Origin of the sequence: Agromyces sp. PvR057 (genome assembly GCF_040547485.1) — a bacterium.
In the GTDB taxonomy this organism is placed as follows: Bacteria; Actinomycetota; Actinomycetes; order Actinomycetales; family Microbacteriaceae; genus Agromyces.
Map to the genome: position 1 here is coordinate 129,799 of NZ_JBEPPT010000002.1, position 26,451 is coordinate 156,249.

The following is a 26,451-nucleotide window of genomic DNA, read 5'->3' on the forward strand; positions in this document are numbered from 1 at the left end:
TCAGCCCCGGGCCGAGTCGGCGTGCCGGCGGATCGCGACCACGCGCATCGCCGCCGTCGCGATGAGCACGGCGACGACGGCGAAGATCGCCGCGATGCCGGTGACGGTCGACGACGGCTCGTCGGAGAGTCGCGCGACGGCGATCCACGCGAGGCCCCAGCTCAGCGACAGGGCCGGTGCGATGCGCCCGTGGTCCCAGACGGCGAGGGCGATGCCGAGGAGTCCGGCGACGGCGACGAGCGCCACCGACCATGTCTCCGGCGGCAGTCCGAAGCCGTCGAATCCGGCGGCGACGAGCACGGCGGCGATGTTCGCGATCGTCGCGACGCACACCCACCCGAGGTAGAGGCCGATCGTGCCGTCGGTGACCACCGCGTCGATCGTGCCCGTCGGGCGCAGCAGCAGGGAGATCCGGAACGCCATGACGAGCACGACGAGCAGCGCGGCGATCACGGGCACGCTCAGCCACAGCAGGTCGAACTGGATGCTGAGGATCCACGCCGCGTTCAGCAGCAGGGAGGCAGCGACCCACGGGCCGAGCCGGCGATGCCGCTCCGCGGTGCGCTGCGCGGGCAGGAACTGCCACACCGCGTACGCGAGCAGCCCGAAGTAGATGAGCGACCAGATGGCGAAGGCGCCCCCGCCCGGCGCCACGAGCGTGGCATCGGCTGCGAGCGCGCCGCCCGCGGCATCCTGCACCCGCTGCCCGCCTGCCGCACCGGAGCCGATGAAGGACCCGACGACCGCGAGCACCGCGCTGACCGCCACCACGATCTGCCTGGCGAGATCGCCGCCGGAACTCGTGCCGGAGCTCGTGCCGGCGGCGCTCGGCCCGCCTGCCGTGCTCGGTGCGTGGGCTGTGCGTTCAGGGTTCGTCATCGCCGCTCCTGCCGTCGTCGTTCGGATCCCGGTCGGATTTCCTCCACCCTAGGCACGCGCACGGCGACCCGCATCGAACCTTCGGACGACACGGCGGGGGTTGACAACGGCCCGGGTCGGGCGCTTCACCAGCCTTCGGAGAGCACCCGGTCGAGCATCGCGACGAAGAAGTCGGCCGAGTCGTCGTCGAGGCAGAGCGGCGGCTTGGTCTTCAGCACGTTCTGGTGATCGCCGGTCGGCTGCATGACGACGCCGAGCTCGAGCAGTCGGTCGCAGATCGCCGCCGTCTCGGCCGTGGCCGGTTCGAGCGTCGCGCGATCGCGCACGAACTCGACGCCGAGGTAGAGGCCGAGTCCGTGGACGGCCCCGATGAGCGGATGCCGCGTGGCGAGCTCCTCGAGGCGGTGCTTGAGCCGCGTGCCGACCTCGAGCGCGTTGCGCTGCAGGCCCTCGTCGCGGAACGCGTCGAGCACGGCGAGCCCGGCGACGCTGGATGCGGGGCTGCCGCCCGTCGACGAGAAGAAGTACCCCTGGCTGCGGAACCGTGCGGCGATCTCGCGGGTCGTGATGACCGCGCCGAGGGGGTAGCCGTTGCCGGCGGCCTTCGCGACGGCGATGAGGTCGGGCACGACGCCCTGCTGCTCGAAGCCCCAGAACCAGTGGCCGAGGCGGCCGAAGCCGGCTTGCACCTCGTCGGCGATCGCGAGGCCGCCGGTGGCGCGCACGGCGGCGTAGACCTCGGCGAGGTACCCGTCGGGCAGCGGGATGCCTCCGGCGTTGCCGAAGAACGTCTCGGCGATGAACGCGGCGGGCGGGCGCCCGTCGGCGGCGAGCCGGGCGATGCGCTCGACGGCCTCCGGTGCGTAGCGCGCGGCATCCGCCCCCCGATGCACGCCGCGGAACGGGTTGGGCGCGTCGACGCCGTGCACCCAGTCGGGCCGGGTCGCGAGCGCGTTCGGGTTGTCGGCGACCGAGGTGCTCACGGCATCGGAGGCGTAGGTCCAGCCGTGGTACGCCTCGAGGATCGCGACGACGTCGCGACGGCCGGTGGCCGCGAGCGCGACCCGGATCGCGAGGTCGGCGGCCTCGGAGCCCGAGTTCACGAGGAACACGGTGTCGAGCGGGTCCGGCGCGAGGGCGGCCAGCCGCTCGGCGTACTCGACGACGGCGCCGTAGTGGAAGCGCGAGTTCGTGTTGAGCCGCCGCAGCTGCCGGCTCACGGCATCGGCGACGCCGACGTGCCCGTGCCCGAGCGGCGTCACGTTGTTCACCATGTCGAGGTAGGCGCGCCCGTCGACGCCGACGAGGTGCTCGCGCCACCCGCGCTCGATGCGCGGCGGCGCCTCGTAGTAGTGCTCCTGCACCTCGGCGAGGCTCGCGGTGCGGCGCGCGAGCAGCGCGTCGTCCGTCTCGGCCTCGCCATTCGAGCTCTGGCCGGCGGATGCCGCGAGCCCGAGCAGCGGTGCCGGATCGAGCGTCAGGGCGAGCCAGCCGTTCGCGTACTCGGGGCGCACGAGGTGCGGCACGGCGGCCCCGTCGGCGCGCTCGAGACGGATGCGGATGCGCGTCCGCGCCGGGAGCCCGTCGACGATCGGCTGATCGGGCGTGCTCGGGGGCGCCACGTCGACGACGATTCGCACGCCCGCTCCTCGCGTCTCGACGATCTCGAGCACCTGCGGATCCGCGAACCACAGGTCGACGCCCGTCGGGATCGTGGCCGACGGCTCCGCGGAGCGCACGCGGCTCTCGGTGAGCCTGGGCGTCGCCCGCTCGATCCAGGCGGCGGATGCCCCGGCGTCGAGCGCGTCGAGGGCGAGGCGCTCCTCGAGCTCGGGGTCCAGCCAGGCGCCCGCGTCGACCGCGTCGGATTCGGGGGAGACATCGAAGCGAACGGCGGCTGCGGCGTCGAAGTCGGGCAGGTTCACCCCGAAGGCGCCCGTCGCGGGTGCGGGAGCCGGCAGTTCGACGCCCAGGTCGGCGGCGATCACGGCGGTCATGACCTCGCTCGGCACCGACACGGCCTGCTCGAAGATGCGCCATTCGCGTTCGATGCCGTCCGCGGCATATGCGTTGCCGCCGCCGTCGAGCTGCACCTGGTGCTCGCCGCTCACGACGAGCACGGCGCCGCGCACGACGACGAGCGGCCAGATCGCCGCGACCTCGGCCGGCGACAGCGGGCGCAGCGCGTGGAACGCCCGGATCGCGGGCAGCACCGAGACCGGCTCGGCGCCCGCGTGGTGCAGCACCGACGAGATCGTGATCGCGAGCTCGGCCACCGCCCACGACCGGGACACGTCGCCGAAGTCGATGAGGCCGTCCGGCAGTCCACGCCCGCCCGTATCCGGGCCGGCGCCGACCGAACGCACGACGTTGTCGTCGGTCAGGTCGAGGTGCACGGCCTGGATCGGCAGGTCGCCCGCGAGGGCGGCGATGGTGGCCCAGGCGGAGGCCGCGGCATCCGTCACCCGCTCGCGCCTGGCCGCATCGGGGTGATGCGGCGCGAGGAGGTCGACGACGCGGTCGGCGAAGCGCGGGTCCCACTGGAGCACCCGGTCGAGGCCCTCGTGCTCGAAGTCGGCGAGGGCGAGGCTCGTTCTGGCGGCGAGCTCGCCGAGGCGCGCGACCGCATGCGGCGAGAGGTATGCGCTGCCGTGCAGGGTTCCGCCGCCGAGGAACGCGATGAGGCGGATGCTGAGCGGGCCCGCGCTCGTGTCGGCGACCATCGAGCGCGGCGCGCCCGCGGCGTCGGTCGTCGTGGTCGCGATGCGCAGCGACGGGGTGCGCGACGCGATGCGGGAGGCGGCAGCGTCCTGGGCGGCGAGTTCGGTCGCCGTGAACGCCGGGTTCGTGATCTTCACGACGCCCATCGGGCTCTTCGCCGACAGGGACCCCGGCAGGGCGAGCACCTGCACCGCGAGGAAGTTCTGGTCCTGCTGGCTGCCGAGCGAGTGCAGTTCGACGTCGAGGCCCCAGTGCTCGCGCAGGAGCGCGGCGACCTCGTCGGCCGGCAGGTCGGGCGCCGCGAGCTCGCCCGCTGCGAAGAAGTCGAATCCGCGGGGCGGGCGGGTCTCGGCGGTCATCAGGCTTCGGCTCCAAGCTCTTCTCGGATGCGTCGCAGGTCCTCGAGGAGCGAACCGATGAGGATCCAGTGCGACGAGGTCGGGGGGCGCACGACGAGCGCCGACGTCAGCGCCGGCACCGTCGAGGTCATCGGCTCGGGTTCGGGCTCGGCGACGCGGGCCGCGAGCCGGATGTCGTGGGCCACGCGGTGCAACTGCTCGGCGATCGCCTTCACCGTCGGCTCGTCGTGCAGGGAGGCGTCGTAGTGGTCGGCGAACGCGCGGGTCATGCCGATGAGCTGCGTGACGATCGGGCCGAGTTGCTCGAGCAGGGCTCCCAGCTGGGCGAGCTCCTCGCGGTGCGCCGATCTGCGGGGGTTGAGCGTGAGGGACTCGGTGCCGGCCGCGATCGCGGCGTCGGCGGCCTCGCGCATGGGGCGCAGCAGCCGGGCCTCGATCATGAGGGCCTCGATGTCGGCGCGAGTCTGCGCCTTCTCGAGCGCGGCAGCCAGGCGATCCGCGGATGCCGCGAGCTCCCCGCCGAGCAGGGCGGCCTCGCGCCTGGCCGGGGCGATCGCCACGGGCGGTACGATCGCCGCGTTCACGATGATGCCGATGGCCGCGCCGATCAGGGTCTCGAGCACACGGTCGAGCGCGTAGTTCGGCGTCGCCGCGCCGAGCGCGAGCGTCAGCATCGCCGAGATCGCGACCTGGTTGCCCGTTCCGGGCGTCATCTTGAGGCTCCACGCGATCGCCATGGCGGCGAGCACCGAGACGAGCACGACCCACGAGGTCTCGCCGAACGCGAACGCCAGCGCCGAAGCGACGATGACACCCAGGAGCACGCCGATGGACCGCTCGATGCCCTTGCCGAGCGACTGGTTGACGCTCGGCTGCACCACGAGCAGGGCCGCGATCGCGGCGAACACCGGCAGCTGGGCCGGAATCAGGGCGCCCGCGATGAGCCAGGCGGCGATCGTCGCGACCGAGGTCTTCAGGACCTGCAGCACCGGCAGGCGCCGGGACGTCCGCAGGTTGGCGAGGACGGACATCGGCTCAGGCTGGATCGGGGAGCGCTGCGAGCGCGCCCACGATCGGCAACCCGCCTCCGGTGAGCTCGAACTGCATGCGCGAGGCCGCACCGGACGTGAGGACCTCGGCGACGGTCGCCGCGACATCCGCCCGGCTCACCGAGCCCCGCGGCAGCGTGGTGTCGGCGACGACGAGACCCGTCGGCGGGTCGTCGGTGAGGCCGCCGGGACGCACGATCGTGTAGTCGAGGCCGCTGGCGCGCACCGCGGCATCGGCCTCGCTCTTGGCTCGCAGGTATATCTGGAACACGTCGTCGGACGTGGAGTCGAAGTCGTCGGCGCGCATCGCCGAGATCACGACGATGCGGGGAACGCCCGCGAGCTTCGCGGCGTCGGCGAGCAGGATCGCCCCGTCGCGGTCGACCGTGAGCTTGCGCTCGGCGGTGCTGCCGGGGCCGGCTCCCGCCGCGAAGACCACGGCGTCGGCGCCCGCGAGCACCGCGGCGACCTCGTCGGCGGACGACGCCTCGAGGTCGAGCACGACGGGCTCGGCACCGGCCGCCGCGACGTCGGCCGCATGGTCTGGGTTGCGGATGAGCGCAACGGGCTCGTGCCCTCCGTCGGCGAGCAGACGCTCGAGGATGAGGGCGATCTTGCCGTGACCTCCGGCGATGACGACGCGCATGCCACCAGTCAACGCGGATGCCGCCGACGGCGCAACCGGGTGAGGTGATGCTTCCGCTGGTGGCCGCCGGGGGAGAGAATGGGCGGGTGCCGCTCGGCACGTCCTCCTGCGACGACGATGAACCGGGGCACCATGGCCATGCAGCGAACCGTTTCCGCCCGGATCGACCTGACCATCGACGACCCGGCGCGGCTCGTGTTCATGGTCGCCGTCGCCGGCGGCGCGGCCGACGAGCGCCTCGAGCTGCTCGCAGACGGCGTCGAGATCGACGCGCAAGCGCTGACGGATGCCGCCGGCAGCCGCCTGCACGTCGTCGAGGCGCCGGCCGGCGCGCTGTCGCTCTCGTACTCGGCCACCGTCGACGGCGCGGCCGCCCCCGGATCCGACCGGCCGCTCGACCTCGTCGAGTACCTGCGCCCGAGTCGGTACTGCGAGTCCGACCGGCTCGGGGCCACGGCGGTCGCGGAGTTCTCGGGACTCGAGGGGCACGCCCTGCTCGACGCGGTGTCGTCGTGGGTGGGCACGCGCCTCGCGTACGTTCCCGGCTCGAGCGGACCCACCGACGGCGCCGTGCAGACCCTGCTCGCCCGCCAGGGCGTGTGCCGCGACTACGCGCACCTCGTGATCGCGCTGCTGCGCGCGCTCGACGTGCCGGCCCGCCTCGCCGCCGTCTACGCGCCGGGCCTCGATCCCATGGACTTCCATGCGGTCGCCGAGGCGCACGTCGAGGGTGCGTGGCACGTCGTCGACGCGACCGCGCTGGCGCCCCGCTCGACGCTGCTGCGCATCTCGACCGGGCGGGATGCCGCGGACACGGCGTTCCTCAGCTCGTACGGCGGCTTCGTGCAGCTGGACGCGATCACGGTGACGGCGACCGCCGACACGCTGCCGACCGACGACATCGGGCGGCTCGTGCAACTCGCCTGATCCGCGCCGGCCCAGGGCCCGCCCGCCCGGCCGCTCGCTCGCTCGTCCTCCCGACCGCTCGCTCGCTCGTCCTCCCGGCCGCCCGCTCGCTCGCCCTCCGGCGGCGCGAACCCGATCGCATCGTCAGGGAGCGGACACCGCGGCGTCGGCGGGCAGCGGCGACGCGAAGAATGCGAGCTCGTGCTCGGCCGACCGCCGGAACGCGCGGCGCATCGCCGCTCGCCGCTCGGGCGACGCGGCGGCCGCCTCGCGGGTGACGAGGTCGATCGCCTCGCGCGTCGCGACGGCGAACGCGGGATCGGCGTACGTCTCGAGCCACGACGCGTACGGATGCCCCGGGTCCAGCGCCGCCGCGCCGAACTCGCCGGCGGCGAGGCGCTCGCCGAGGTCGACGTAGATCCAGAAGCAGGGCAGCACGGCGGCGGCGAGCACGGCGTAGTCGCCGCGTGCGCCGGTCGCGAGCAGGTGATCCAGGTACGCGGTCGTCGCCGTGTCGGGCTCGGCGGCGAAGGTCGCGGCGTCGTCCACGGCGGCATCCACCCCCGCGAGCCAGCGCGTGTGCAGCTCGAGCTCGCCCACGAGCGAGCCGTGCGCCGAGTTCGCCCAGAACGCCTGCCCCGCGGCATCCGGAGCCAGTCGCGACGCCTCGGCGAGCACGCGCGCGTAGTCGCGCAGGTAGAGCGCGTCCTGCGCGAGGTAGCCGACGAAGGGCGCGCGCTCGAGCGAGCCGTCGGCGAGCGCGCGGATGAACGGCAGCGTGTCGATCGCCGCCCGCACGTCGGCGATGCCGTCCCACCACTCGGCCTCGATCTCGGCGGGCGTGGGCGCGGTGCGCAGTCCGCCGCGCGACCAGAGGCCGGCGAAGTGGCTCACGGGGCCGTGTCCGCCGCCGACCTCGAGCGCCTCGCCGTGGCGGAGCGACTCGCGCAGCCAGCGCCGGGCCTCGCCGACCGCGGCCTCCCAGTCGCCGAGCTCGGCCTGCAGGGTCGCGACCGCCGACGAGAGCGAGCAGCCGGTGCCGTGCGTCGCGGTGGTCGCGATGCGCTCGCCCCCGAACGCCACGACGGTGGCGGATGCCGCGTGCACGAGCGCGTCGGGCGCCTCGCCGCCGGCCAGGTGCCCGCCCTTCGCGAGCACGCGGGCGCCGGTGGCCGCCGAGACCGCCTCGGCCTGCGCGATCGCCTCGGCCCACGTCGTGGCCGGATCGGCGCCCGCGAGCACCGCGAGCTCGAGCAGGTTCGGCGTGATGAGATCGGCGAGCGGCAGCAGGTCGCGGAGCGCGAGCTCGGCGTCGGGGTCGAGCAGGCGGTCGCCGCTCGTCGCGACCATGACCGGGTCGAGCACCACGATCGGCACGGCGGTGCGCCGCAGCCAGTCGGCGACCACCGAGACGACCTCGGCGTTCGCGAGCATGCCGATCTTCACGGCGTCGACCGCGATGTCGTCGCCGATCGCGTCGAGCTGCTCGGCGAGGAACGCGGCCGGCGGCACGTGCACGCCCCGGACGCCGCGCGTGTTCTGGGCGGTGAGCGCGGTGATCGCGGACATGCCGTAGCCGCCGACGGCGGCGATCGACTTGAGGTCGGCCTGGATGCCCGCGCCGCCCGACGGGTCGCTGCCCGCGATGCTGAGTACGCGGGGCACGCGGCCCACGCGGCCCACGCGGCCCACGCGGCCCGTGCGGCCGGCGGCGTGCTCCTCGGCCGGACGCGGCTCGGGGGCGGCCGAGGCCGAGCGCGCTGCTGCGATCACCGGCGCCGGACGCGCGTCGCCGGTCATCGTGCGCTCCAGGCCGCGGCGAACGCGGCGGCCGCGTCGCGGGGCGAGGGCGCGGCGCAGATCGCCGACACCACGGCGACGCCAGCGGCCCCGGCCCGACGCAGCGCCGCGACATCCGCGAGCGTGATGCCGCCGATCGCGACGCACGGCAGCTCGGCCTCGGCCGCGAACCGCGCGAACCCGTCGACGCCGAGCGCCGGAGGATGGTCGGCCTTCGTCGTCGTCGGCCGGATCACGCCGACGCCCAGGTAGTCGATCTCGCGCCGGGCCTGGCGGCGCAGGCTCGCGAGGTGCTCCGGGGCGTTCGCGGTGAGGCCGATGATCGCGTCGTCGCCGAGCAGGTCGCGGGCGGCGGACGCTGCGGCGTCGCCCTGCCCCAGGTGCACGCCGTCGACGGGCAGGCCGCGATCGCGGGCGGCGACGGCGACGTCGACGCGGTCGTTCACGAGCAGGGCGGCGCGGCCGTCGATCGCGCTCGCGAGCACGTCGAGCTGGCGCAGGAGCGCGTCGGTCGAGGCGGTCTTGTCGCGCAGCTGCACCGCGCGGACGCCGCCGTCGACCGCATCGGCGACGACGGAGACGACGCCGCGCGCGCCGCAGAGGGCCGCATCGGTCACGAGGTAGATCGAGAGGTCGAGCGCGCGCCTGCTGGTCACGAGCGCACCGTCGCGGTGAGGGGAGCGGATGCCGCGGCATCCGTCGTCGTGATGTTCGCCCGGTCGCGCACGACCTCGGGCGTGACGAGCGCGAGCGCGTCGAGGAACGCCACGGCGAACGAGCCGGGGCCGGTCGCGCGCTCGGCCGCGAGCTCGGCGGCGATCGTGTAGACGACGGTGGCCGCGACGGTCGCGACGAACGGGTCGGCGAGCGGCTCAGAGGAGGCGCCGCGGCTCGCGCCGAGGAACGCCGCCGTCACGGCGCCGAGCGCGCACCCGCCGCCCGTGATGCGCGTGAGCAGGGCGTCGCCGTTCGCGATGCGCGCCGTGCGGCGACCGTCGGTGATGAGGTCGACCGGGCCGGACACGGCGACGACCGAGCCGTGCGCGACGGCGAGCGAGGTCGCGGCCTCGGCTGCGGCATCCGTGCTGTCGGAGGCGTCGACGCCGCGCCCGCCGGCGCCCGACCCCGCGAGCGCGATGACCTCGCTCGCGTTGCCGCGGATCGCCGTGGGCCCGGCGGCCACGAGCTCGTGCGCGAGCGCCGTGCGCACGGGCAGCGCGCCGATCGCGACGGGGTCGAGCACCCACGGCGTGCCGGCGACGGATGCCGCGGCGACCGCCTCGCGCGCCGCGTCGCGCTGCTCCTCGGCCGGCGTGCCGAGGTTCACGAGCAGGCCGCCCGCGATGCCGGCGAACAGGCCGGCCTCCTCGCGGATGTCGACCATCGCGGGGGCTGCGCCGATCGCGAGCAGCGCGTTCGCGGTGAAGTTGGTGACGACGCTGTTCGTGACGCACTGCACGAGCGGCGGATGCTCGCGCAGGCGGTCGAGCAGCGCGGCGCTCGCCTCGGCGAGGCGGGCAGGGTCGATGGACAGGCGATCGCTCACGCGACATCCCTTCGCTAGTTCGAACTAGATCAGGTTCGACGGGTGTGTTCTCAGCCGCGATCGCCCGGGCGGGGCTGGAGCGCGGCACCCCGTGTCACTGCCCGACAGCTTACTGCGCCGGGGACTCCCCCCAGTTCGAGGGCGAACCTCGGCTGGGCCATGGCGGCGCGGCGGCGCGCCGACTACGGTTCTCGCAACGTCCCGCCGGGTCGGCGGCGGCCGCCGGACGATCTCCAGCTGCGGCCGTTCGCACCGAGACCGTTCCTCCTCGGGCCCTGGCGGGGCGGTCCGGCGCCGGGCCCACCTCCGCCTCTCTCGTCGCCGCGGTCGCACATGGTCGCGAAGCGGGCGCTGAGGCGACCATTCGCGTCCGTACGACGGCGTCCGGGAGCCTTGCAGATGGCGAGATCGTTGCGGGTCGTGGCAGTCTGGCCGAATGGCAGACGAGGATCCCCGCCCGGCGGCCGCGCACCGCGTCGCCGTGCTCGTGCTCGAGGGCGCCAAGCCGCTCGACGTCGGCATTCCCGCGCAGATCTTCACGACCCGCGCCTCGATGCCGTACGAGGTGCGCGTCTGCGGTGCCGCGCCCGGGCCGGTGACCGGCGGCGACGGGCTCTCGTACCACGTGGCCGACGGGCTCGAGGCGTTCGAGTGGGCCGAGACGATCTTCATCCCGGGCTACCGGCACCCGGATGTCGACGAGCCGCCGGTCGTCGTCGTCGACGCCCTCCGGGCCGCGCACGAGCGGGGTGCGCGCCTCGCCGCGATCTCGACGGGGGCGTTCGCGCTCGCCGCGACCGGGCTGCTCGACGGACGCCGGGCCACGACGCACTGGCACTACACGAAGGCGCTCGCGGCGCGGCATCCGCTCGTGCGGGTCGACGAGAACGTGCTGTTCGTCGACGAGGGGCGCGTGCTCACCTCGGCCGGCGCGGCATCCGGCATCGACCTCTGCCTGCACCTCGTGCGCCGCGACCACGGCGTCGCGCTGTCGAACCACGTCGCCCGCCGGCTCGTGGCCGCGCCGTACCGCAGCGGAGGCCAGGCGCAGTACGTGCCGCGCGCGCTGCCCGACGACCTCGGCGAACTCTTCGCCGCGACCCGGCACTGGGCGATCGAGCACATCGAGGAGCCGCTCACCCTCGCCGACCTGGCCAGGAACGCCAAGGTGTCGACGCGCACCTTCTCGCGGCGCTTCGTCGAGGACACCGGGTACACGCCCATGCAGTGGATCCTGCGCGCCAGGGTCGACCTCGCGCGCGAGCTGCTCGAGCGCACCGACCTCGGCGTGGAGCAGGTCGCCGCGCGCGTCGGACTCGGAACCGGCGCGAACCTGCGCCTGCACTTCCACCGCGTGCTCGGCACCTCGCCGATGGAGTACCGGCACACGTTCCGTGCGTAGCGCCGCTCTGCCACCCCGCCACCCCGTGCCCGTCCCACGACCTCTTGCCGGTTCGCGCCTGGTCCGCAAAGGTCGTCGGGCCGCACATGGTCGTGGGACGGATGCAGGGGGTGGAACGAGCGGGGCGAGCGCCGGCCATGAGTCCCTGACCGGCCGCCCGCGAAAACCGAATTGTGGTTCATTCCAACAAAAAGGTTGCGCGCAGCGCGGGGCATCCCGTACTCTCGCTCTCACGTCGTCGAAGCGCTTCGAATCCATCGGCTCCGACGACCACGAGGGGTCCAAAGGGGGGTACCGGGATGGTGACGATCAGTGACGTGGCCAAGGTCGCAGGCGTCTCCATCTCGACCGTCTCCTACGCCCTCTCCGGCAAGCGCACGATCGCGGCCTCGACCCGCGAGCGCATCGAGGCCGCCATCCGCGAACTCGACTACGAGCCGCACGCCGGAGCCCGGATGCTCGCCGGCGCCACGACGAACATCCTCGCGCTGTCGGCGCCCATCCACACCGACGGGCACCTGCCGACGCACATGCGGTTCGTCACCGCGGTCGTCGACACAGCGCGCAAGCACGACTACGACGTGCTGCTGCTCGCGACCGACGACGACGTCTCGGGCATCCGCCGGGTCGCCGCCTCGTCGCTCGTCGACGGCGTGGTCGCCATGGGCGTCAAGGCCCACGACGAGCGCGTCGACGTCGTGCGTCGCGCCGGGCTGCCTGCGGCGTTCATCGGCATCCCCGGTGACGGCGACGGGCTCGCCTGCGTCGACCTCGACTTCGAGCGGGCCGGGCGGCTCGCCGTGACGACCCTGGCCGAGGCCGGACACCGCGCGATCGGCATCGTGGGGCACCCGCCGACGTACCTCGAGCGCGGAACCGGCTTCGTGCAGCGGTTCAACGCCGGGCTCGAGGCCGAGGCGGCGGTCCGCGGCATCCGCCTCGACGTGGTCTCCCCGACCCTGGCGCGCGGCGCGGCCGAGCAGGCGTTCGACGAGCTGCTCGTCGCCTCGCCCGAGATGACCGCCGTGATCTTCCACTGCAACGAGCCGGTGGTCGAGTCGGTGCTGCGCCGCATCCGCGAGCGCGGCGTCGACGTGCCGGGCGACCTGTCGCTGTTCGCCGCGTGCGCGAGCTACGACACGTCGCACCTCGTCATCCCGCTCAGCTGCATCCCCCTGCCACTCGACCAGATGTGCCGCATCGCGGTCGAGTCAGCCCTGCGCCAGGTGCGCGGCGGCGACGCCCTCGGCGTCGAACTCATCACCCCCGTCACCCAGAACCGCGGATCGGTCGCACCGCCCCGGATCTGAGACATCCGTCACTCCCCACCAGGAACACCGGTACCGGCGTTCCCGCGTTGTCGAAGCGCTTCGACAATGTCCGCACCGACCAGCTTCACGAGCTCGACCATCACCACCACCGCACCATCAGAACCGCCAGCACGGCACACACCAGTCGCACCACACGAGAGGAAACGCACCATGGGAATCACCAAGCGCGGCATCGGCGCCGTCGCAGCACTGGCCGCGACGGCCGCACTGCTCACCGGCTGCTCCACCGGACCGGAATCCGACCCGAACACGCTGAAGCTCTGGCACTTCGAGGGAACCGACAGCGATGTCGGCATCGCCTGGAACAAGGCCATCGAGATCTTCGAGGAGGAGACCGGCGCCACCGTCGAGTACGAGGACAAGAGCTTCGAGCAGATCCGCTCGACGGCCAGCCAGGTGCTCAACTCCAACGAGGCCCCGGATGTCATGGAGTCGCCCAAGGGCAACGCCACGGCGGGCCTGCTCGCGAGCCAGGGCCTGCTCGCCGACATCACCGACGCCGTCGAGGAGTACGGCTGGGACGACCTGCTCGCCCCGTCGCTGCAGACCACCGCGAAGTACTCCGACGAGGGCATCATGGGCTCCGGCCCCTGGTACGGCGTGCCGAACTACGGCGAGTACGTCACCGTGTACTACAACAAGACCGCGTTCGACGAGAAGGGCCTGACCGAGCCCACCACGTACGCCGAGTTCGAGGAGATCCTCGACACGTTCGCGAAGGACGGCACCACGCCGCTCGCGCAGGCCGGCGCGGAGTACCCGCTCGGCCAGCTCTTCTACCAGCTCGCCCTCTCGAAGGCGGACCGCCAGTTCGTGAACGACTACCAGCTCTACGAGAACCCGGTCGACTGGCAGGGCCCCGAGCTCACCTACGCGGCCGACAAGATCGTCGAGTACGTCGACAACGGTTGGATCTCGAAGGACTCCACGGGCCTCAAGGCCGAGGACATGGGCGTCGGCTTCATGAGCGGCGAGTACCCGATGATGGTCTCCGGATCCTGGTGGGCCGGCCGCGTGATCAACGAGGCCACCTCGTTCGAATGGGACACGTTCGCGTTCCCCGAGTCGCAGCTGGTTCCCGGATCGTCGGGCAACATCTGGGTCGTGCCCGAGAACGCGGCCAACAAGGACCTCGCCTACGAGTTCATCGACATCACGATGCGCCCCGAGATCCAGGCCCTCATCGGCAACAACGGCTCGATCCCGGTCGCGGCGGACCCCGCCGACATCACCGACGAGAAGTCGGCCGCGCTCATCACCGAGTTCAACGAGGTCGTCGAGCAGGACGGCCTCGCCTTCTACCCCGACTGGCCCACGCCGAACTTCTACGACCAGCTCGTCGGCGCGCTGCAGGAACTCGTGAACGGCACGCTCACGCCCGAGCAGACGCTCGAGCAGCTCGGCACCGACTACGAGGACGGCGTCGCCGACATCATCGGCTGACGATCCGCCTCCCGCCGGCGGGCGTCGCCGATCTGGACACGACGCACGACGCCCGCCGGCCGGGAGGCACCGGCCGATACCGCTCGACGGATCGGCACGCTCCCCCGAGCTCTCCACCGAAAGGAACCATCGTGGTTTCCACCCTCGCTGCGCGGCCCCGTGGGTCCAAGCGCGCCGACGGCATGAGCGCCATCTCGGGCACGCGATCGAGCGGGTTCTGGTTCTACCTCATCCCCGGTCTCGTGCTCTTCACGTTCATCGTGCTCATCCCGCTCGTCTGGAACGTCTACCTCAGCTTCACCGACTGGCGCGGCGTGCGCCCGCCCGAGTTCGTGGGCCTCGAGAACTGGATCGAACTGCTCCAGGACCAGAAGTTCTGGGCCTCGTTCCGCAACTCGATCTCGATGATCGTCGCCATGGTGATCATCCCGACGTTGCTCGGCCTCGTGCTCGCCGCCCTGCTCTTCGACGTCATCGGCCGCAAGTTCGGCGGTCGCGTCGCGAGCTTCCTGCGCGCCACCTACTACCTGCCGCAGATCCTCCCCGTGGCCATCGCGGCGATCGTCATCGGCTGGATCCTCCGCCCCGAGAACGGCGCGCTGAACACCATGCTCGAGACCATCGGCCTCGGTGCGCTGCAGCAGAACTGGCTCGGCGACCCCGACACGGCGATGCTCTCGATCATGGCCGTCATGGTCTGGGTGCAGATCGGCTACCCCGTCGTGATCTTCATGGCCGCGCTCCAGCGCGTCGACCCCGAGCTCTACGAGGCCGCGGAGCTCGACGGCGCCGGGTGGTACCAGCGGTTCCGCTACATCACGGTGTCGGCGATCCGACCGGAGATCTTCGTGGTGACCCTCACCTGCACGATCGCGGCCCTGAAGGTGTTCGGCCCCATCTACGCCCTCACCGGCGGCGGTCCCGGCACGGCGACGATCGTGCCCAGCTACTACTCCTACATCCAGTTCTTCCAGAGCCAGCAGGTCGGCTACGGCGCGACGATCGCGACCGCGCTGACCATCGTCGTGGTGCTGGTCGCGATCGGATTCATCCGCCTGCAGGCGCGCGTCGAGCGTCAGGAAGGTGAGCGCTGATGTCGCACACGGACTCCACCGGCATCGAGGATGCCGCCCCCCTGACCCCGCTCTCGGCGGCGGGCGGCGGCTCCGTGCCGCTCGTCGGCGCCGACCGGCTCTCGGAGCCGCGCCGCGGCATCCGTCGCTCGCGACCCCCGCGCGACAACTCGCCCCAGACGCGGAAGACGGGCAAGGACTGGGTCTGGCTCGTGGCGGCGATCCTGTTCGGCCTGCTCGTGGCCGTGCCGTTCATCCTGATCCTCATCAACTCGTTCAAGTCGCCCGAGGACTACAACACGTCGGGCCCGCTGATGCTGCCGAAGGAGCTGTACTTCGACGGCCTGATCAACTTCTGGAACCGCGTCGACTTCCCGCAGAAGCTCTGGAACAGCTTCGTCATCTCGGGTTCGGTCGCCGTGCTCGCGGTGGTCGTCTCGGTGCTGAACGCGTACGCGCTCGGCATCGGCCGGGTGAAGTTCCGCACCGGCATCCTGCTGCTGTTCCTGCTCGCCGACCTGATCCCGCAGGAGGCGCTGCTCTACCCGCTGTACTACATGTTCAAGTCGGTGGGCCTCTACGATACGCAGCTCGCGATCATCATCATCTTCACGGTGATCCAGGCGGCGTTCGGCACCTACCTGCTCTCGAGCGTGTTCGGCACGTTCCCGAAGGAACTGCTCGAGGCCGCGGCGCTCGACGGCGCCGGTCGCCTGCGCACCCTGATCAGGGTCGTGCTGCCGATCAGCAAGGGCACGCTCTCGGTGCTGCTCATCTTCTTCTTCATCTGGACCTGGAACGAGTTCCTGATCCCGCTGACGTTCCTGGTGTCCAACGACAACCAGACCGTGCCGGTGGCGATCACGACGCTGCAGGGCGATCGGCTCATGGACGTCACGACGACGAGCGCCTCGGCGCTGCTCGGCGTGATCCCGACGCTGCTCTTCTTCCTCATCTTCCAGCGCACCCTCACGCGCGGCATCACGGCCGGCGCGGTCAAGTAGCACGGCCGGCGCGGTCGTGTAGCACGTCCGCGATCAGGCGACACGTCTCCGAGCACTGAAACGGATGCCGCGGCAGCGGCCCGTTCGAAAGGAACACCAACTCCCATGAAGTTCACCGACGGGTTCTGGCAGATCAGGCCGGGCATCGAACCGCTGTACGGCCGGGAGGCGTACGACATCTGGGCCGACGGCGAGCACCGCCTGCAGGTCTTCGCCACGACGGGCGTCGTCGCCAAGCGCGGCGACACGCTGAACCGTCCGCTGCTGACGGTGACGCTGTTCTCGCCGCTGGCCGACGTCATCGGCGTGCGCATCGAGCACCATGCCGGCGGGGCGAAGCCGCAGGGCTTCGACCTCGTCGGCGCTCAGGACGGGCAGGGCGTCGTCGTGGTCGACGAGACCGGCGGCCTGCTCACCTCCGGCCGGCTCTCGGTTCGCGTGGCGCCCGGCGCGCCGTTCGGGCTCTCGTTCGAGGTCGACGGCCGCACGATCGTCTCCGCCGGCGACAAGTCGATCGCGAACGTGCGCGTGAGGCCCGACGCGCAGCTCGACGGCGTGCCCGTCGGCAACGCCCGCGAGGCCACGGCGCGCGTCGCGGCATCCGCCTACACGCTGCAGCAGCTCTCGCTCGGCGTCGGCGAGCTCGTCTACGGCCTCGGCGAACGGTTCGGCCCGCTCGTGAAGAACGGGCAGACGGTCGACATCTGGAACGCCGACGGCGGCACCTCGTCGGAGCAGGCGTACAAGAACGTGCCGTTCTACCTCACGAACCGCGGCTACGGCGTGCTCGTGAACGACACGGGCCACGTGTCGTACGAGATCGGATCCGAGGCCGTCGAGCGCGTGCAGTTCTCGGTGCCGGGCGAGACGCTGGAGTACTTCGTGGTCTACGGCGGCACGCCCGCCGGGGTGCTCGAGCGCTACACCGAGCTCGTCGGCAAGCCCGCGCGGGTTCCCGCCTGGTCGTACGGCCTCTGGTTGTCGACGTCGTTCACGACCGACTACGACGAGGCGACGGTCAACCGCTTCGTCGACGAGATGGCCGCGCGCGAACTGCCCGTGAGCGTGTTCCACTTCGACTGCTTCTGGATGCGCGAGTTCAACTGGTGCGACTTCGAGTGGGACCCCCGCACGTTCCCGGACCCCGAGGGCATGCTCGCGCGCCTGCGCGACAAGGGCCTGCGCGTCTGCGTCTGGCTGAACCCCTACATCGGGCAGCGCTCGAAGCTGTTCGCCGAGGCGGCCGAGCGCGGCTACCTCGTGAAGCGGCCAGACGGCTCGGTGTGGCAATGGGACCTCTGGCAGGCCGGCATGGGCCTCGTCGACTTCACGAACCCCGACGCCACGCGCTGGTACCAGGACCACCTGCGCGCGCTCGTCGCCCAGGGTGTCGACTGCTTCAAGACCGACTTCGGCGAGCGCATCCCGCTCGAGGTCGAGTACTTCGACGGCTCGGCGCCCGACCGCATGCACAACCGCTACACGCAGCTCTACAACGAGGCCGTGTTCGAGGTGCTCGAGCAGGAGCGCGGCGAGGGCGAGGCCGTCGTGTTCGCCCGTTCGGCGACGACCGGCGGCCAGCGACTGCCCGTGCACTGGGGCGGCGACTCGACCTCGACCTACGAGTCGATGGCCGAGACCCTGCGCGGCGGCCTCTCGCTCGCGTACTCGGGCTTCGCGTTCTGGAGCCACGACATCGGCGGCTTCGAGGGCACTCCGGATGCCGGCGTGTTCAAGCGCTGGGTCGCGTTCGGCCTGCTCGGCACGCACTCGCGCTTCCACGGGTCGGGCTCCTATCGGGTGCCGTGGGCGTTCGACGAGGAGGCCGTCGACGTGACGCGGATCTTCACGAAGCTGAAGCTCTCGCTCATGCCGTACCTCTACCAGCAGGGCCTCGACGCGTCGGCGACCGGCGTGCCGGTCATGCGCCCGATGGCGCTCGAGTTCCCCGACGACCCCGGCGCCGCCTACCTCGACCGGCAGTACCTGCTCGGCCCGTCGCTGCTCGTCGCGCCGGTGTTCACGGAGTCGGGCGAGGTGGAGTTCTACCTGCCCGCCGGTCGATGGACGAACTGGTGGACGGGCGAGGTCGTCGCCTCCTCCGGTTCGTGGCGCCGCGAGGTGCACGGCTTCGACACCGTGCCGCTGTACGTGCGCGAGGGCGCCGTGCTGCCGATCGGCGCCGACACCACCAAGCCCGACTCCGACTACTTCGACGGGCTCGAGCTGCGCGTGTTCCCGGGGGCGACGGATGCCTCGGGCGCGACGGATGCCTCGGGCGCGCCGGATGCGGCGGGCACGCCGGTGTCGCCGGGCGTGACGGTGACGGCACCAGACGGGCGGTCGGCGCGGTTCACCGTGTCGGGGGAGACCGTCACCGCCGAGGGCGATGCGGGCGAGGCCTGGCGGGCGACGTTCGTCTGAGCATCACTTCGGCGGGTGCGGGCGCCCGTTTCCGCGCTTCCGACGAAGTCTTGCGGCTTCACGTGCAGCTGCGAGATGCACGTGAAGCCGCAAAGGGTCGTGGGAGCGCCCGCGGCTGCCCGCGTTCGGTGCGACGGTCGTCGCGGCATCCGTCGTCGGGCTCGTCATCGTGGCGAGCCGCGTGCGTTCCCCGGCCCGCGGGCGCTAGAGGTCGAGCACGCTCCAGACCACGTCGCCGTGCTCGTCGGTGTTCGTGTGGTCGCGGCGGAAGCCGATCTTCTCGAGCACGCGGAACGACGGCGCGTTCCAGGCGCGAACCGTCGACCAGAGTCGCGTGCGTCCGGTATCGCGGGCGGCATCGACGATGGCGGCGGCGGCCTCGGTGGCGTACCCGTGTCCGTGCGCGCTGCGCAACAGTTCGTACGCGAGCTCAGGCTCGTCGATGGTGGCGCGCCCGATGACGAGGCCGCAGTAGCCGAGGAAGTCGTCGGTGCCTCGCCGCCGCAGGGTCAGGAGGTGGATGCCGCGCCCGGGTGCGCTCTCGCGGGCACCGCGGATCTCCTCGCGCGCCTCGTCGAGGGTCGGCATCTCGCCGCTGCGTTCGCCGACGAGGGCGCGGTAGCCCGCCGCGTCGGTCTCGTCCCACAACCGCAGCGTGAGGCGTTCGGTCTCCAGCGAGAACGGCATCGGTCGATACGGCATCCCGTTCAGGCTATCGGGCGGCGCGATCGTGCCGAGGGCGAGCATCGGATGTCGCAAGCATGGCGAGATCCTTTCGGGACGCGTCTTTCAGGCCACTGTCGCCGAAGGACGAACGAGCGCAGAGTTGAGTCGTATCCCACGAAAGGACCCACGCATGACCCGCATCGCCGTCAACGGCTTCGGACGCATCGGACGCAACACCCTCCGTGCCCTCCTCGAGCGCGACTCCGACCTCGAGGTCGTGGCCGTCAACGACCTCACCGACCCGAAGGCGCTCGCGCAGCTGCTGCGCTTCGACAGCACCGCCGGTCGCCTCGGCCGCACCGTCGAGGTCGACGGCGACACGCTCGTGGTCGACGGGCGCCGCATCAAGGTGCTCGCCGAGCGCGACCCCGCGAACCTGCCATGGGCCGAGCTCGGCGTCGAGATCGTGCTCGAGTCCACCGGCCGCTTCACCTCGAAGGAGGCCGCCTCGGCGCACCTCGCCGCCGGCGCGAAGAAGGTGCTCGTGAGCGCCCCGGCCGACGGCGCCGACGTCACGCTCGTCTACGGCGTCAACACCGACGCGTACGACGCGGCGACGCACACCGTCGTCTCGAACGCCTCCTGCACCACGAACGCGCTCGCGCCGCTCGCCAAGGTGCTCGACGACCTCGCCGGCATCGAGCACGGCTTCATGACCACCGTGCACGCCTACACGCAGGAGCAGAACCTGCAGGACGGTCCGCACCGCGACCCCCGCCGCGCTCGCGCCGCCGGCGTGAACATCGTGCCGACGACCACCGGCGCCGCCAAGGCGATCGGCCTCGTGCTGCCCGGCCTCGACGGCAAGCTCTCGGGCGACTCGATCCGCGTGCCCGTGCCCGTCGGCTCGATCGTCGAGCTGAACACGACCGTGTCCAAGGACGTCACCCTCGACGAGGTGCTCGACGCCTACAAGGCTGCCGCGGCAGGCCCGCTCGCGGGTGTGCTCGAGTACTCCGATGACCCGCTGGTCTCCTCCGACATCACCGGCAACCCGGCGTCGTCGATCTTCGACGCCGCGCTCACCCGCGTCGACGGCCGCCACGTCAAGGTCGTCGCCTGGTACGACAACGAGTGGGGCTTCTCGAACCGCGTCATCGACACGCTCGAACTGCTCGCGCAGGGCTGAGCCGCTCGAACCGGAGGGCTCTTCGTCGGGAAACCGACGGGGGCCCTCCGTCGTTCTCCGCCACGTGACGATGTCGGCGGCGTGCGTCAGAATGGCCCGGTGACGCGTCGTGGAGTCCTGCTGTTCGCCGCGCTCGGCATCGCGTGGGGCATTCCGTACCTGTTCATCAAGATCGCGGTGAGCGAGCTCGAGCCCGCGATGGTGGTGCTCGGGCGATCCGCGCTGGCCGCCGTGCTGCTGCTGCCGCTCGCGCTCCTGCGGCGCGAGATCGTGGTCGTCGTGCGTCGGTGGAGGCCGATGCTCGCCTACACGATCGTCGAGATCGTGCTGCCCTGGTACTTCCTCAGCTCGGCCGAGCAGCAGTTGCCGAGCTCGACGGCCGGCCTCCTGCTCGCCGCCGTGCCGCTCGCGGGCGTCGCGATCGCGTTCGCGATGGGCCGACCCGAGCGGCTCAGCGGCTCGAACTGGCTCGGCATCGCGGTCGGCATGCTCGGCGTCGCCGCCCTCGTCGGGCTCGATGTCGCCGGGTCCGACCTCGGCGCCGTGGCCGAGATGTCCGTCGTGGTCGTCGGCTACGCGCTCGGCCCGGCGATCCTCGCTCGTTGGATGCCCGACCTGCCCGGCATCGGCGTGGTCGCCGTGTCGCTGGCCGCCGCCGCGATCATCTACGTGCCGTTCGTGTTCGCCACCTCCGCCTGGCCGACCGCCTGGCCGTCGACCCCGGTCGTGGTCTCGATCATCGTGCTCGCGGTCGTGTGCAGCGCCCTCGCGTTCGTGCTCATGGTCGCGCTCATCGGCGAGATCGGCCCGGTGAAGGCGACCGCGATCACCTACGTGAACCCGGCCGTCGCGATCGCCGCCGGCGTGCTCGTGCTCGGCGAGCGCATCACCGTCTGGACCGTCGTCGGGTTCGTGTTCGTGCTGGCAGGGTCGTACCTCGTCACGCGCCGTCGCCGCGATCCCGTCACCGCCGGCGCGCCCGAACCCGCACCTGTCGAGTAGCCGGGCCGGCTCGCTCCTCGACCTGTGCCCGCCCGCTGCGGCATCAGGGCCGACGGGCGCCGCGTCAGGTCCGTCGTGCGAGCAGCGCCCCGACGATGCCGAGCGCGGCGGCGGCGACCATCAGCGCGGCGACCGGCCACCAGTGCCCCGTCGTCGCGACCAGCCACGCGGCGAGCAGCGGGGCGAGCCCGCCGCCCACGATCGCTCCGGCCTCGCGCCCGATCGTGATGCCCGAGTACCGCACCCTCGCGTCGAACAGCGAGGCGAACCACATCGGCTGCACGCCGTCGGCCGCCGTGTTCACGACGCCGATCGCCAGCGCGACCACGCCGATGACGAGCACGGCCGAGCCCGTGTCGAGGGCAAGGAAGAGCGGCACGGCGATCACGGCGAGTCCGATGAGTGCGGCCAGCGTCAGCCGCACCGGCCCGACGCGTTCGCCGATCCGGCCCCAGATCGGGCACGCGACCACGGCGATCGCCGCACCGACGAGCAGCGCCGTGAGGGTGACCCACCGCTCGAGCCCGAGGCCCGCCGCGTAGCTCAGGCAGAACACCGACACGACGTAGAAGGTCGTGTTCTGGCCGGCGCGCACGAGGAAGACGGCGAGCACGTTGCGCGGCCGACGAAGCACCTCCCCGAGCGGATGCCGCGCCGTGCGCCGCCGCTCGAGCAGCGTCGTGAACTCGGGGGACTCGTCGACGCGGCGGCGCAGGTACACGCCGACGCCGACGAGCACGAGGCTCGCCAGGAACGGGATCCGCCAGCCCCACGCCAGCAGCTGCTGCTCGTCGAGCACGGCCACCAGCACCACGAACGCGAGGTTGCCGAGGATCAGCCCGACGTAGAGCGCGCTCTGGATGAGCCCGCCGCGCACGCCGGGGCGGCCGGGGGAACTCTCGAGCGCGAGCAGCACGGCCCCGCCCCACTCGCCGCCGGTCGCAGCGCCCTGCGCGAGCCGCAGCACCACGAGCAGGGCCGGCGCGAGCGCTCCGATCTGCGCGTAGGTGGGCAGCAGCCCGATGAGCGCGGTCGCAATGCCCATCAGGAGCAGGGTTCCGAGCAGGGTCGCTCGACGGCCGTACCGGTCGCCGAGGTGGCCGGCCACGAGTCCGCCGAGCGGGCGCGCGAGGAACCCGGTCGCGAACACGGCGAACGAGAGCAGCACGCCGGTCAGCTGGTCCTCGCCCGGGAAGAACAGCGCCGGGAACACGAGCGCCGCGGCCGTGCCGTAGAGGAAAAAGTCGTACCACTCGAGCGCCGTGCCGATCGAGGCGGCGGCGACGGCACGACGGGCGCGGTCGGGCGCTCCGAGGCCGGGCGGCGCGTCACGGCCGAGCGCACCGGGGTCGGTGCCGGGCAGCGTCGGCGGGTGGGCAGGGTCGACGTACGCGCGATCGTTCATCGCGACATCCCTTCGCTAGTCCGAACTAGATCAGGTTCGACGGGTGTGATCTCAGCCGCGCGGATCGCGGCACCCCGTGTCACTGCCCGCGAGCCTAGCGGTCGCCGAGCCGGCCGGATTCTGCCCTGAGCGGATGCGCGAGACATCCGCCCGTCGTCTGGGTAGCCTCGCGACATGGGTGCCGAACAACGGGGTGCGATGGGGCGGCAGGGCGACGAACGGATGCCGCGGCGCATCGTTCCACGTACGCGCAGGCCGCTCTGGCGGGAGGCGCTCGGCGCGTTCCTGCGCCGCGAGCGGCTCGCGCAGGAGCGGATCCTCGCCGACGTCGCGAGCGCCGCCGGCGTGTCGACGCAGTACCTCTCCGAGATCGAGCGCGGCCGCAAGGAGCCCTCGAGCGAGATCCTCGCGGCGGTGACCGAGGCGCTCGGCCTCACCCTCCTCGATGTCGCGGCCGGCGTGGCCGGCGAGCTCGGACGCGACGACGTGCGTCACGCGCCGCGTCCGCTCGTGGTGCTCGACCTCACGGCCCGCGGCCTTCGCGGACCGGCGCAGCACGAGACGTCCGCGCCGGTCGCCGGTTCGTTCCGCGACGTCGCGCTCGCGGCCTAGACCCACCGGCACCGGCACCAGCCCAGCTGTTCGTGCCCCCGACGTTTTCAGGACCACAGCGGTCAGAGCTGCAATATGCGTCCATGACCGCTGTGGTCCTGAAAAGGTGCACGGGTGGGTCGGGCTACGGGGGCGGGCCACGAGGCGGGCTACGGGTTCAGCGGCAGGCCCCCGCCGGCGCGCTGCACGGCCACGACGCGATCGACCAGTCCGTACTCGACGGCTCCGGCCGCATCGAGGATGAGCTCGCGATCGGTGTCGCGCCGCACCTGCTCGCGCGTGCGCCCGGTGTCGTGCGCGAGCACCTCCTCGAGCTCGCCGCGCACGCGCAGCACCTCGTCGGCGTGGATGATCAGGTCGGGGATCGAGCCGCGACCCTGGGTCGACGGCTGGTGCAGCACCGCGCGTCCGTGCCGCAGGATGCCGCGCATGCCGGGTGCCCCACCCGCGAGCAGCATCGCGGCCGGTCCGCCGGCCTGCCCGACGCACGTCGTCGCGACCGCGGGCCGGATGTGCTGCATCGTGTCGTAGACCGCGAGCGCCGCATGCGGCGATCCGCCGGGCGAGTTGATGTAGAGGTGCACGGGCGCCTCCTGGCTGTCGGCCTCGAGGTGGAGCAGCTGGGCGATGAGCACGTTCGCGACGCCGTCGTCGATCTCGGTGCCGAGCGTGATGATGCGCTCGCCGAGCAGGCGGCTGTACACGTCGAGCGTGCGCTCGACGTTGCCGCGGCGCTCGACCACGGAGGGGATCGGGTAGCTGCTCATGCGAGCACCCCCTGTCGCGCCGCGGCGGCGGGATCCGCGAGCGGGTGGCTCGCGGCATCCGTCCGGAAGCCGGGGCCGAGCACGCGCCCCCGCGCGCCAGGATAGATGTCGACCGCGTCGTGCACGATGCGGTCGATGAAGCCGTACCGCACCGCCTCCTCGGCCGAGACCCAGCGGTCGCGCAGCGAGTCCTCGGTGATGCGTTCGAGCGGCTGCCCGGTGTGCTCGGCGAGCAGTGCGAGCATCGTGTCGCGCGTCTCGCGCAGGTCGTCGGCCTGCAGCTCGACGTCGACCGCGGTGCCGCCGATGCCGGCCGAACCCTGGTGCATGAGGATCCGCGCATGCGGCAGGGCGACCCGCTTGCCCGGCGTGCCGGCCGAGAGCAGGAACTGGCCTGCGCTCGCCGCCATGCCGATCGCGACCGTGGCGACGTCGTTCGGGATCGCCTTCATGACGTCCATGATCGCGAGCATCGCGGTCACCGAGCCGCCGGGGGAGTTGATCCAGAACGCGATGTCGCCCTCGGGGTCCTCGGCCGAGAGCAGCAGCAGCTGGCTCGTGAGCCGGTTGCCGAGGTTCTGGTCGAGCTCGGTGCCGAGCACGACGACGCGCTGGCGGAACAACTGGGTCGAGAGGTCCGCATCGATCGGATGCAGCGGGGCCGGGGTGTCTTCACTCATGCCTCCAGCGTGCGTCGAGCGGATGCCGCAGGCCAGCGTTTCCGCCGTGGGCAGTGCTGCCGTGGGCTGAACCGTCCGTCCCTTTCGGCGCGCGGGGATGCCCCGGCGGCGACCCTCTCGTAGGATCGGACTGCGCTTCGGCGCCGCCCCCCAACCCGACCCCCACGGCCAGGAGCCTGAGTGACGACATCCGTTGACGACCCGCCCCCCGGTCGTCGTGCGGCCGCACGCGCGTCAGCGGCGACCCATCGGCGAGCCTCCGGCGGCGGTCGATTCCGCTACCACGTCTGCTCGCTCGAACCCGGCGGCGAGTACGAGGAGACCATCGTCGAGGTCGACGTCGACGGCACGCCGAGGTACTTCGCGACCGAGACGGGCGCCCGCATGACCGAGGTGCCCGAGCGGTACGTCGTCGTCCGCCGCATGAGCGAGATCCGGTCGATGCACGAACTCGATGCCGACGAGATGGCGGAGCTCGAGCACGAGCTCGCCTTCGAGCGGCCGGTCGCCGGGCGCGATCCGCTCGCCGACCTCGCCTGGACCGAGCTCCTCGACGAACGCGAGCCGGCCGGCGCGACCGGGCCGTTGACGCCGTTCCGGGTGACCGGGCCCGTGACGCTGGTCGCCGAGCCCGAGCCCGAGCCCGAGCCCGAGCCCGAGCCCGAGCCCGACGAGCCCGACGAGCCCGACGAGCCCGACGAGCCCGCCGAGCCCGACGAACGCCTCGCGCTCGTCGCCCCGCCGCGGCCCGATGACCGTTCCGAGACGACCGAACCGGCAGAAGCCGACCGCCCTGCACGCAGTACGAAAGACGTGGACATGACCATGGAATCCGACGCCGACTGGACCTTCGAGCAGTTCGAGGCGGTGGTCGCCGGTTCCGCCCCGGCCCCGGCTCCGACGCGAGCGGTTCCGCCCGCCCCGGTCGCCGCCGCCCCGACGGCACCGGCACCGGCACCGGCCCCGGCAGCACCGGTGCCCGCGACACCGGCAGCACCCGCTCCGGTCGCCGCGAAGGCGCAGGCCCCGACGGCGCCGGCGCCCGCCGCGCCCGGTCCCGCCGCGGCATCCGCTCGCTCGGCTGCACCCGCCGCCGCCAACTCGGCCGCCCTGCAGATCGGCCTCGCGCAGGGCATCGCGTTCGTCGCGCATCGCGGCCAGACCGACAAGCTCGGCGCCGAGTACATCGATCACCCGGGCCGCGTGGCCGAGACGTTCGACCCGATCGCCCAGCCCGTCGAGGTCGCCGTGTCGTGGCTGCACGACGTGCTCGAAGACACCGACCTCACGGCCCAGCGCCTCCGCGAGGCGGGCGTCGCTCCTGAGGTCATCGAGGCGGTGCAGCTGCTGACGCGCGCGCCCGACGTTCCCGAGGCCGAGTACTACGCGCGCATCCGCACGAACCCCGTTGCGCGCAGCGTGAAGCTCGCCGACATCGCCGACAACACGGCGCCGTGGCGGCTGCGCAAGCTCGACCACGAGACGCAGGCGCGACTCGCCGAGAAGTACGAGAAGGCGCGCGCGGCGCTCGCCTGACGACGCCGGCC

General features: G+C 72.4%; 22 protein-coding genes and 2 riboswitches. Of the genes, 11 read left to right on the forward strand and 11 right to left on the reverse strand.

All coding sequences use genetic code 11. The annotated features are described in order from the left end of the window. The 4 genes from ABIC29_RS09820 to ABIC29_RS09835 all read right to left on the reverse strand — a co-directional run bounded on the left by ABIC29_RS09820 (position 1) and on the right by ABIC29_RS09835 (position 5,654). On the reverse strand, positions 1–879 hold the full coding sequence (locus ABIC29_RS09820) for a TspO-related membrane protein (protein ID WP_354244885.1): 879 nt from the start codon (positions 877–879) through the stop codon (positions 1–3). Between the two features lie 125 nt (positions 880–1,004). Continuing rightward, complete coding sequence (locus ABIC29_RS09825; RefSeq protein ID WP_354244888.1) at positions 1,005–3,959, reverse strand: aminotransferase; 2,955 nt, start codon at positions 3,957–3,959, stop codon at positions 1,005–1,007. Beyond that, positions 3,959–4,990, reverse strand: coding sequence for an FUSC family protein (locus ABIC29_RS09830; RefSeq protein ID WP_116084442.1), 1,032 nt, complete (start codon positions 4,988–4,990; stop codon positions 3,959–3,961). The genes ABIC29_RS09825 and ABIC29_RS09830 overlap by 1 nt, the downstream gene beginning before the upstream one ends. 4 nt (positions 4,991–4,994) lie before the next feature. Beyond that, the gene (locus ABIC29_RS09835) at positions 4,995–5,654 is read right to left on the reverse strand and encodes an SDR family oxidoreductase (RefSeq protein WP_116084439.1); all 660 of its coding nucleotides are present in this window, start codon (positions 5,652–5,654) and stop codon (positions 4,995–4,997) included. A 138-nt stretch (positions 5,655–5,792) separates the two neighbouring features. Between ABIC29_RS09835 and ABIC29_RS09840 the strand changes: the two genes are divergently transcribed. After that, on the forward strand, positions 5,793–6,581 hold the full coding sequence (locus tag ABIC29_RS09840) for a transglutaminase-like domain-containing protein (RefSeq protein ID WP_116084898.1): 789 nt from the start codon (positions 5,793–5,795) through the stop codon (positions 6,579–6,581). A gap of 123 nt (positions 6,582–6,704) precedes the next feature. Here the strand turns inward: ABIC29_RS09840 and ABIC29_RS09845 are convergent, their stop codons facing one another. The 3 genes from ABIC29_RS09845 to thiM form a co-directional block, all read right to left on the reverse strand. Then, a complete protein-coding gene (locus ABIC29_RS09845) occupies positions 6,705–8,360 on the reverse strand; it encodes a bifunctional hydroxymethylpyrimidine kinase/phosphomethylpyrimidine kinase (RefSeq protein ID WP_354244893.1) in 1,656 nt (551 codons plus the stop codon). Then, complete coding sequence (thiE, locus tag ABIC29_RS09850) at positions 8,357–9,016, reverse strand: thiamine phosphate synthase (RefSeq protein WP_354244896.1); 660 nt, start codon at positions 9,014–9,016, stop codon at positions 8,357–8,359. The genes ABIC29_RS09845 and thiE overlap by 4 nt, the downstream gene beginning before the upstream one ends. Further along, positions 9,013–9,906 carry a hydroxyethylthiazole kinase gene (thiM, locus tag ABIC29_RS09855; RefSeq protein WP_354244899.1) on the reverse strand — a complete coding sequence of 298 codons (894 nt, stop codon included), beginning with the start codon at positions 9,904–9,906 and terminating at the stop codon, positions 9,013–9,015. The genes thiE and thiM overlap by 4 nt, the downstream gene beginning before the upstream one ends. Next, positions 9,896–10,008, reverse strand: a riboswitch (TPP riboswitch). Its footprint overlaps the gene before it by 11 nt. Before the next feature lie 334 nt (positions 10,009–10,342). Here thiM and ABIC29_RS09860 point away from each other — a divergent pair. From ABIC29_RS09860 to yicI, 6 genes are all read left to right on the forward strand, one after another. Then, positions 10,343–11,308, forward strand: a complete 966-nt coding sequence (locus ABIC29_RS09860; protein ID WP_354244901.1) for a GlxA family transcriptional regulator — start codon at positions 10,343–10,345, stop codon at positions 11,306–11,308. Positions 11,309–11,625: 317 nt separating this feature from the next. Continuing rightward, entirely contained in the window at positions 11,626–12,618 is a 993-nt protein-coding gene (locus tag ABIC29_RS09865; protein WP_158551847.1) for a LacI family DNA-binding transcriptional regulator, read from the forward strand. A 171-nt stretch (positions 12,619–12,789) separates the two neighbouring features. After that, positions 12,790–14,082: an ABC transporter substrate-binding protein gene (locus tag ABIC29_RS09870; protein ID WP_116084428.1), complete on the forward strand. Its 1,293-nt coding sequence runs from the start codon at positions 12,790–12,792 to the stop codon at positions 14,080–14,082. A gap of 182 nt (positions 14,083–14,264) precedes the next feature. Further along, positions 14,265–15,176, forward strand: coding sequence for a carbohydrate ABC transporter permease (locus ABIC29_RS09875; RefSeq protein ID WP_116084426.1), 912 nt, complete (start codon positions 14,265–14,267; stop codon positions 15,174–15,176). After that, positions 15,176–16,159: a carbohydrate ABC transporter permease gene (locus ABIC29_RS09880; protein ID WP_116084423.1), complete on the forward strand. Its 984-nt coding sequence runs from the start codon at positions 15,176–15,178 to the stop codon at positions 16,157–16,159. Before ABIC29_RS09875 ends, ABIC29_RS09880 begins: the two co-directional genes overlap by 1 nt. Before the next feature lie 105 nt (positions 16,160–16,264). Beyond that, complete coding sequence (gene yicI / locus ABIC29_RS09885) at positions 16,265–18,583, forward strand: alpha-xylosidase (protein ID WP_354244904.1); 2,319 nt, start codon at positions 16,265–16,267, stop codon at positions 18,581–18,583. Between the two features lie 204 nt (positions 18,584–18,787). Here the strand turns inward: yicI and ABIC29_RS09890 are convergent, their stop codons facing one another. Beyond that, on the reverse strand, positions 18,788–19,285 hold the full coding sequence (locus ABIC29_RS09890) for a GNAT family N-acetyltransferase (RefSeq protein WP_116084891.1): 498 nt from the start codon (positions 19,283–19,285) through the stop codon (positions 18,788–18,790). A gap of 154 nt (positions 19,286–19,439) precedes the next feature. On the opposite strand from ABIC29_RS09890, the gene gap reads away from it, so the two are divergent. Both gap and ABIC29_RS09900 read left to right on the forward strand, forming a co-directional pair. Continuing rightward, positions 19,440–20,438 (forward strand): type I glyceraldehyde-3-phosphate dehydrogenase, encoded by a 999-nt coding sequence (gene gap / locus ABIC29_RS09895; protein WP_354244907.1) that lies wholly within the window; start codon positions 19,440–19,442, stop codon positions 20,436–20,438. A 99-nt stretch (positions 20,439–20,537) separates the two neighbouring features. Then, positions 20,538–21,440 (forward strand): DMT family transporter, encoded by a 903-nt coding sequence (locus ABIC29_RS09900; protein ID WP_199471661.1) that lies wholly within the window; start codon positions 20,538–20,540, stop codon positions 21,438–21,440. 64 nt (positions 21,441–21,504) lie between these two features. On the opposite strand, the gene ABIC29_RS09905 is transcribed toward ABIC29_RS09900, so the two are convergent. Continuing rightward, entirely contained in the window at positions 21,505–22,845 is a 1,341-nt protein-coding gene (locus ABIC29_RS09905; protein ID WP_354244910.1) for an MFS transporter, read from the reverse strand. Further along, positions 22,836–22,932, reverse strand: a riboswitch (TPP riboswitch). It overlaps the preceding gene by 10 nt. A gap of 87 nt (positions 22,933–23,019) precedes the next feature. On the opposite strand from ABIC29_RS09905, the gene ABIC29_RS09910 reads away from it, so the two are divergent. Next, positions 23,020–23,457 (forward strand): helix-turn-helix domain-containing protein, encoded by a 438-nt coding sequence (locus ABIC29_RS09910; protein WP_502915472.1) that lies wholly within the window; start codon positions 23,020–23,022, stop codon positions 23,455–23,457. A gap of 149 nt (positions 23,458–23,606) precedes the next feature. Here ABIC29_RS09910 and ABIC29_RS09915 read toward each other — a convergent pair whose 3' ends face one another. Both ABIC29_RS09915 and ABIC29_RS09920 read right to left on the reverse strand, forming a co-directional pair. Then, positions 23,607–24,224 (reverse strand): ClpP family protease, encoded by a 618-nt coding sequence (locus ABIC29_RS09915; protein ID WP_354244913.1) that lies wholly within the window; start codon positions 24,222–24,224, stop codon positions 23,607–23,609. Continuing rightward, the gene (locus tag ABIC29_RS09920) at positions 24,221–24,904 is read right to left on the reverse strand and encodes a ClpP family protease (protein ID WP_116084412.1); all 684 of its coding nucleotides are present in this window, start codon (positions 24,902–24,904) and stop codon (positions 24,221–24,223) included. The genes ABIC29_RS09915 and ABIC29_RS09920 overlap by 4 nt, the downstream gene beginning before the upstream one ends. Before the next feature lie 180 nt (positions 24,905–25,084). Between ABIC29_RS09920 and ABIC29_RS09925 the strand changes: the two genes are divergently transcribed. After that, entirely contained in the window at positions 25,085–26,440 is a 1,356-nt protein-coding gene (locus tag ABIC29_RS09925; RefSeq protein ID WP_354244916.1) for a hypothetical protein, read from the forward strand. The last annotated feature ends 11 nt before the right edge of the window (positions 26,441–26,451 follow it).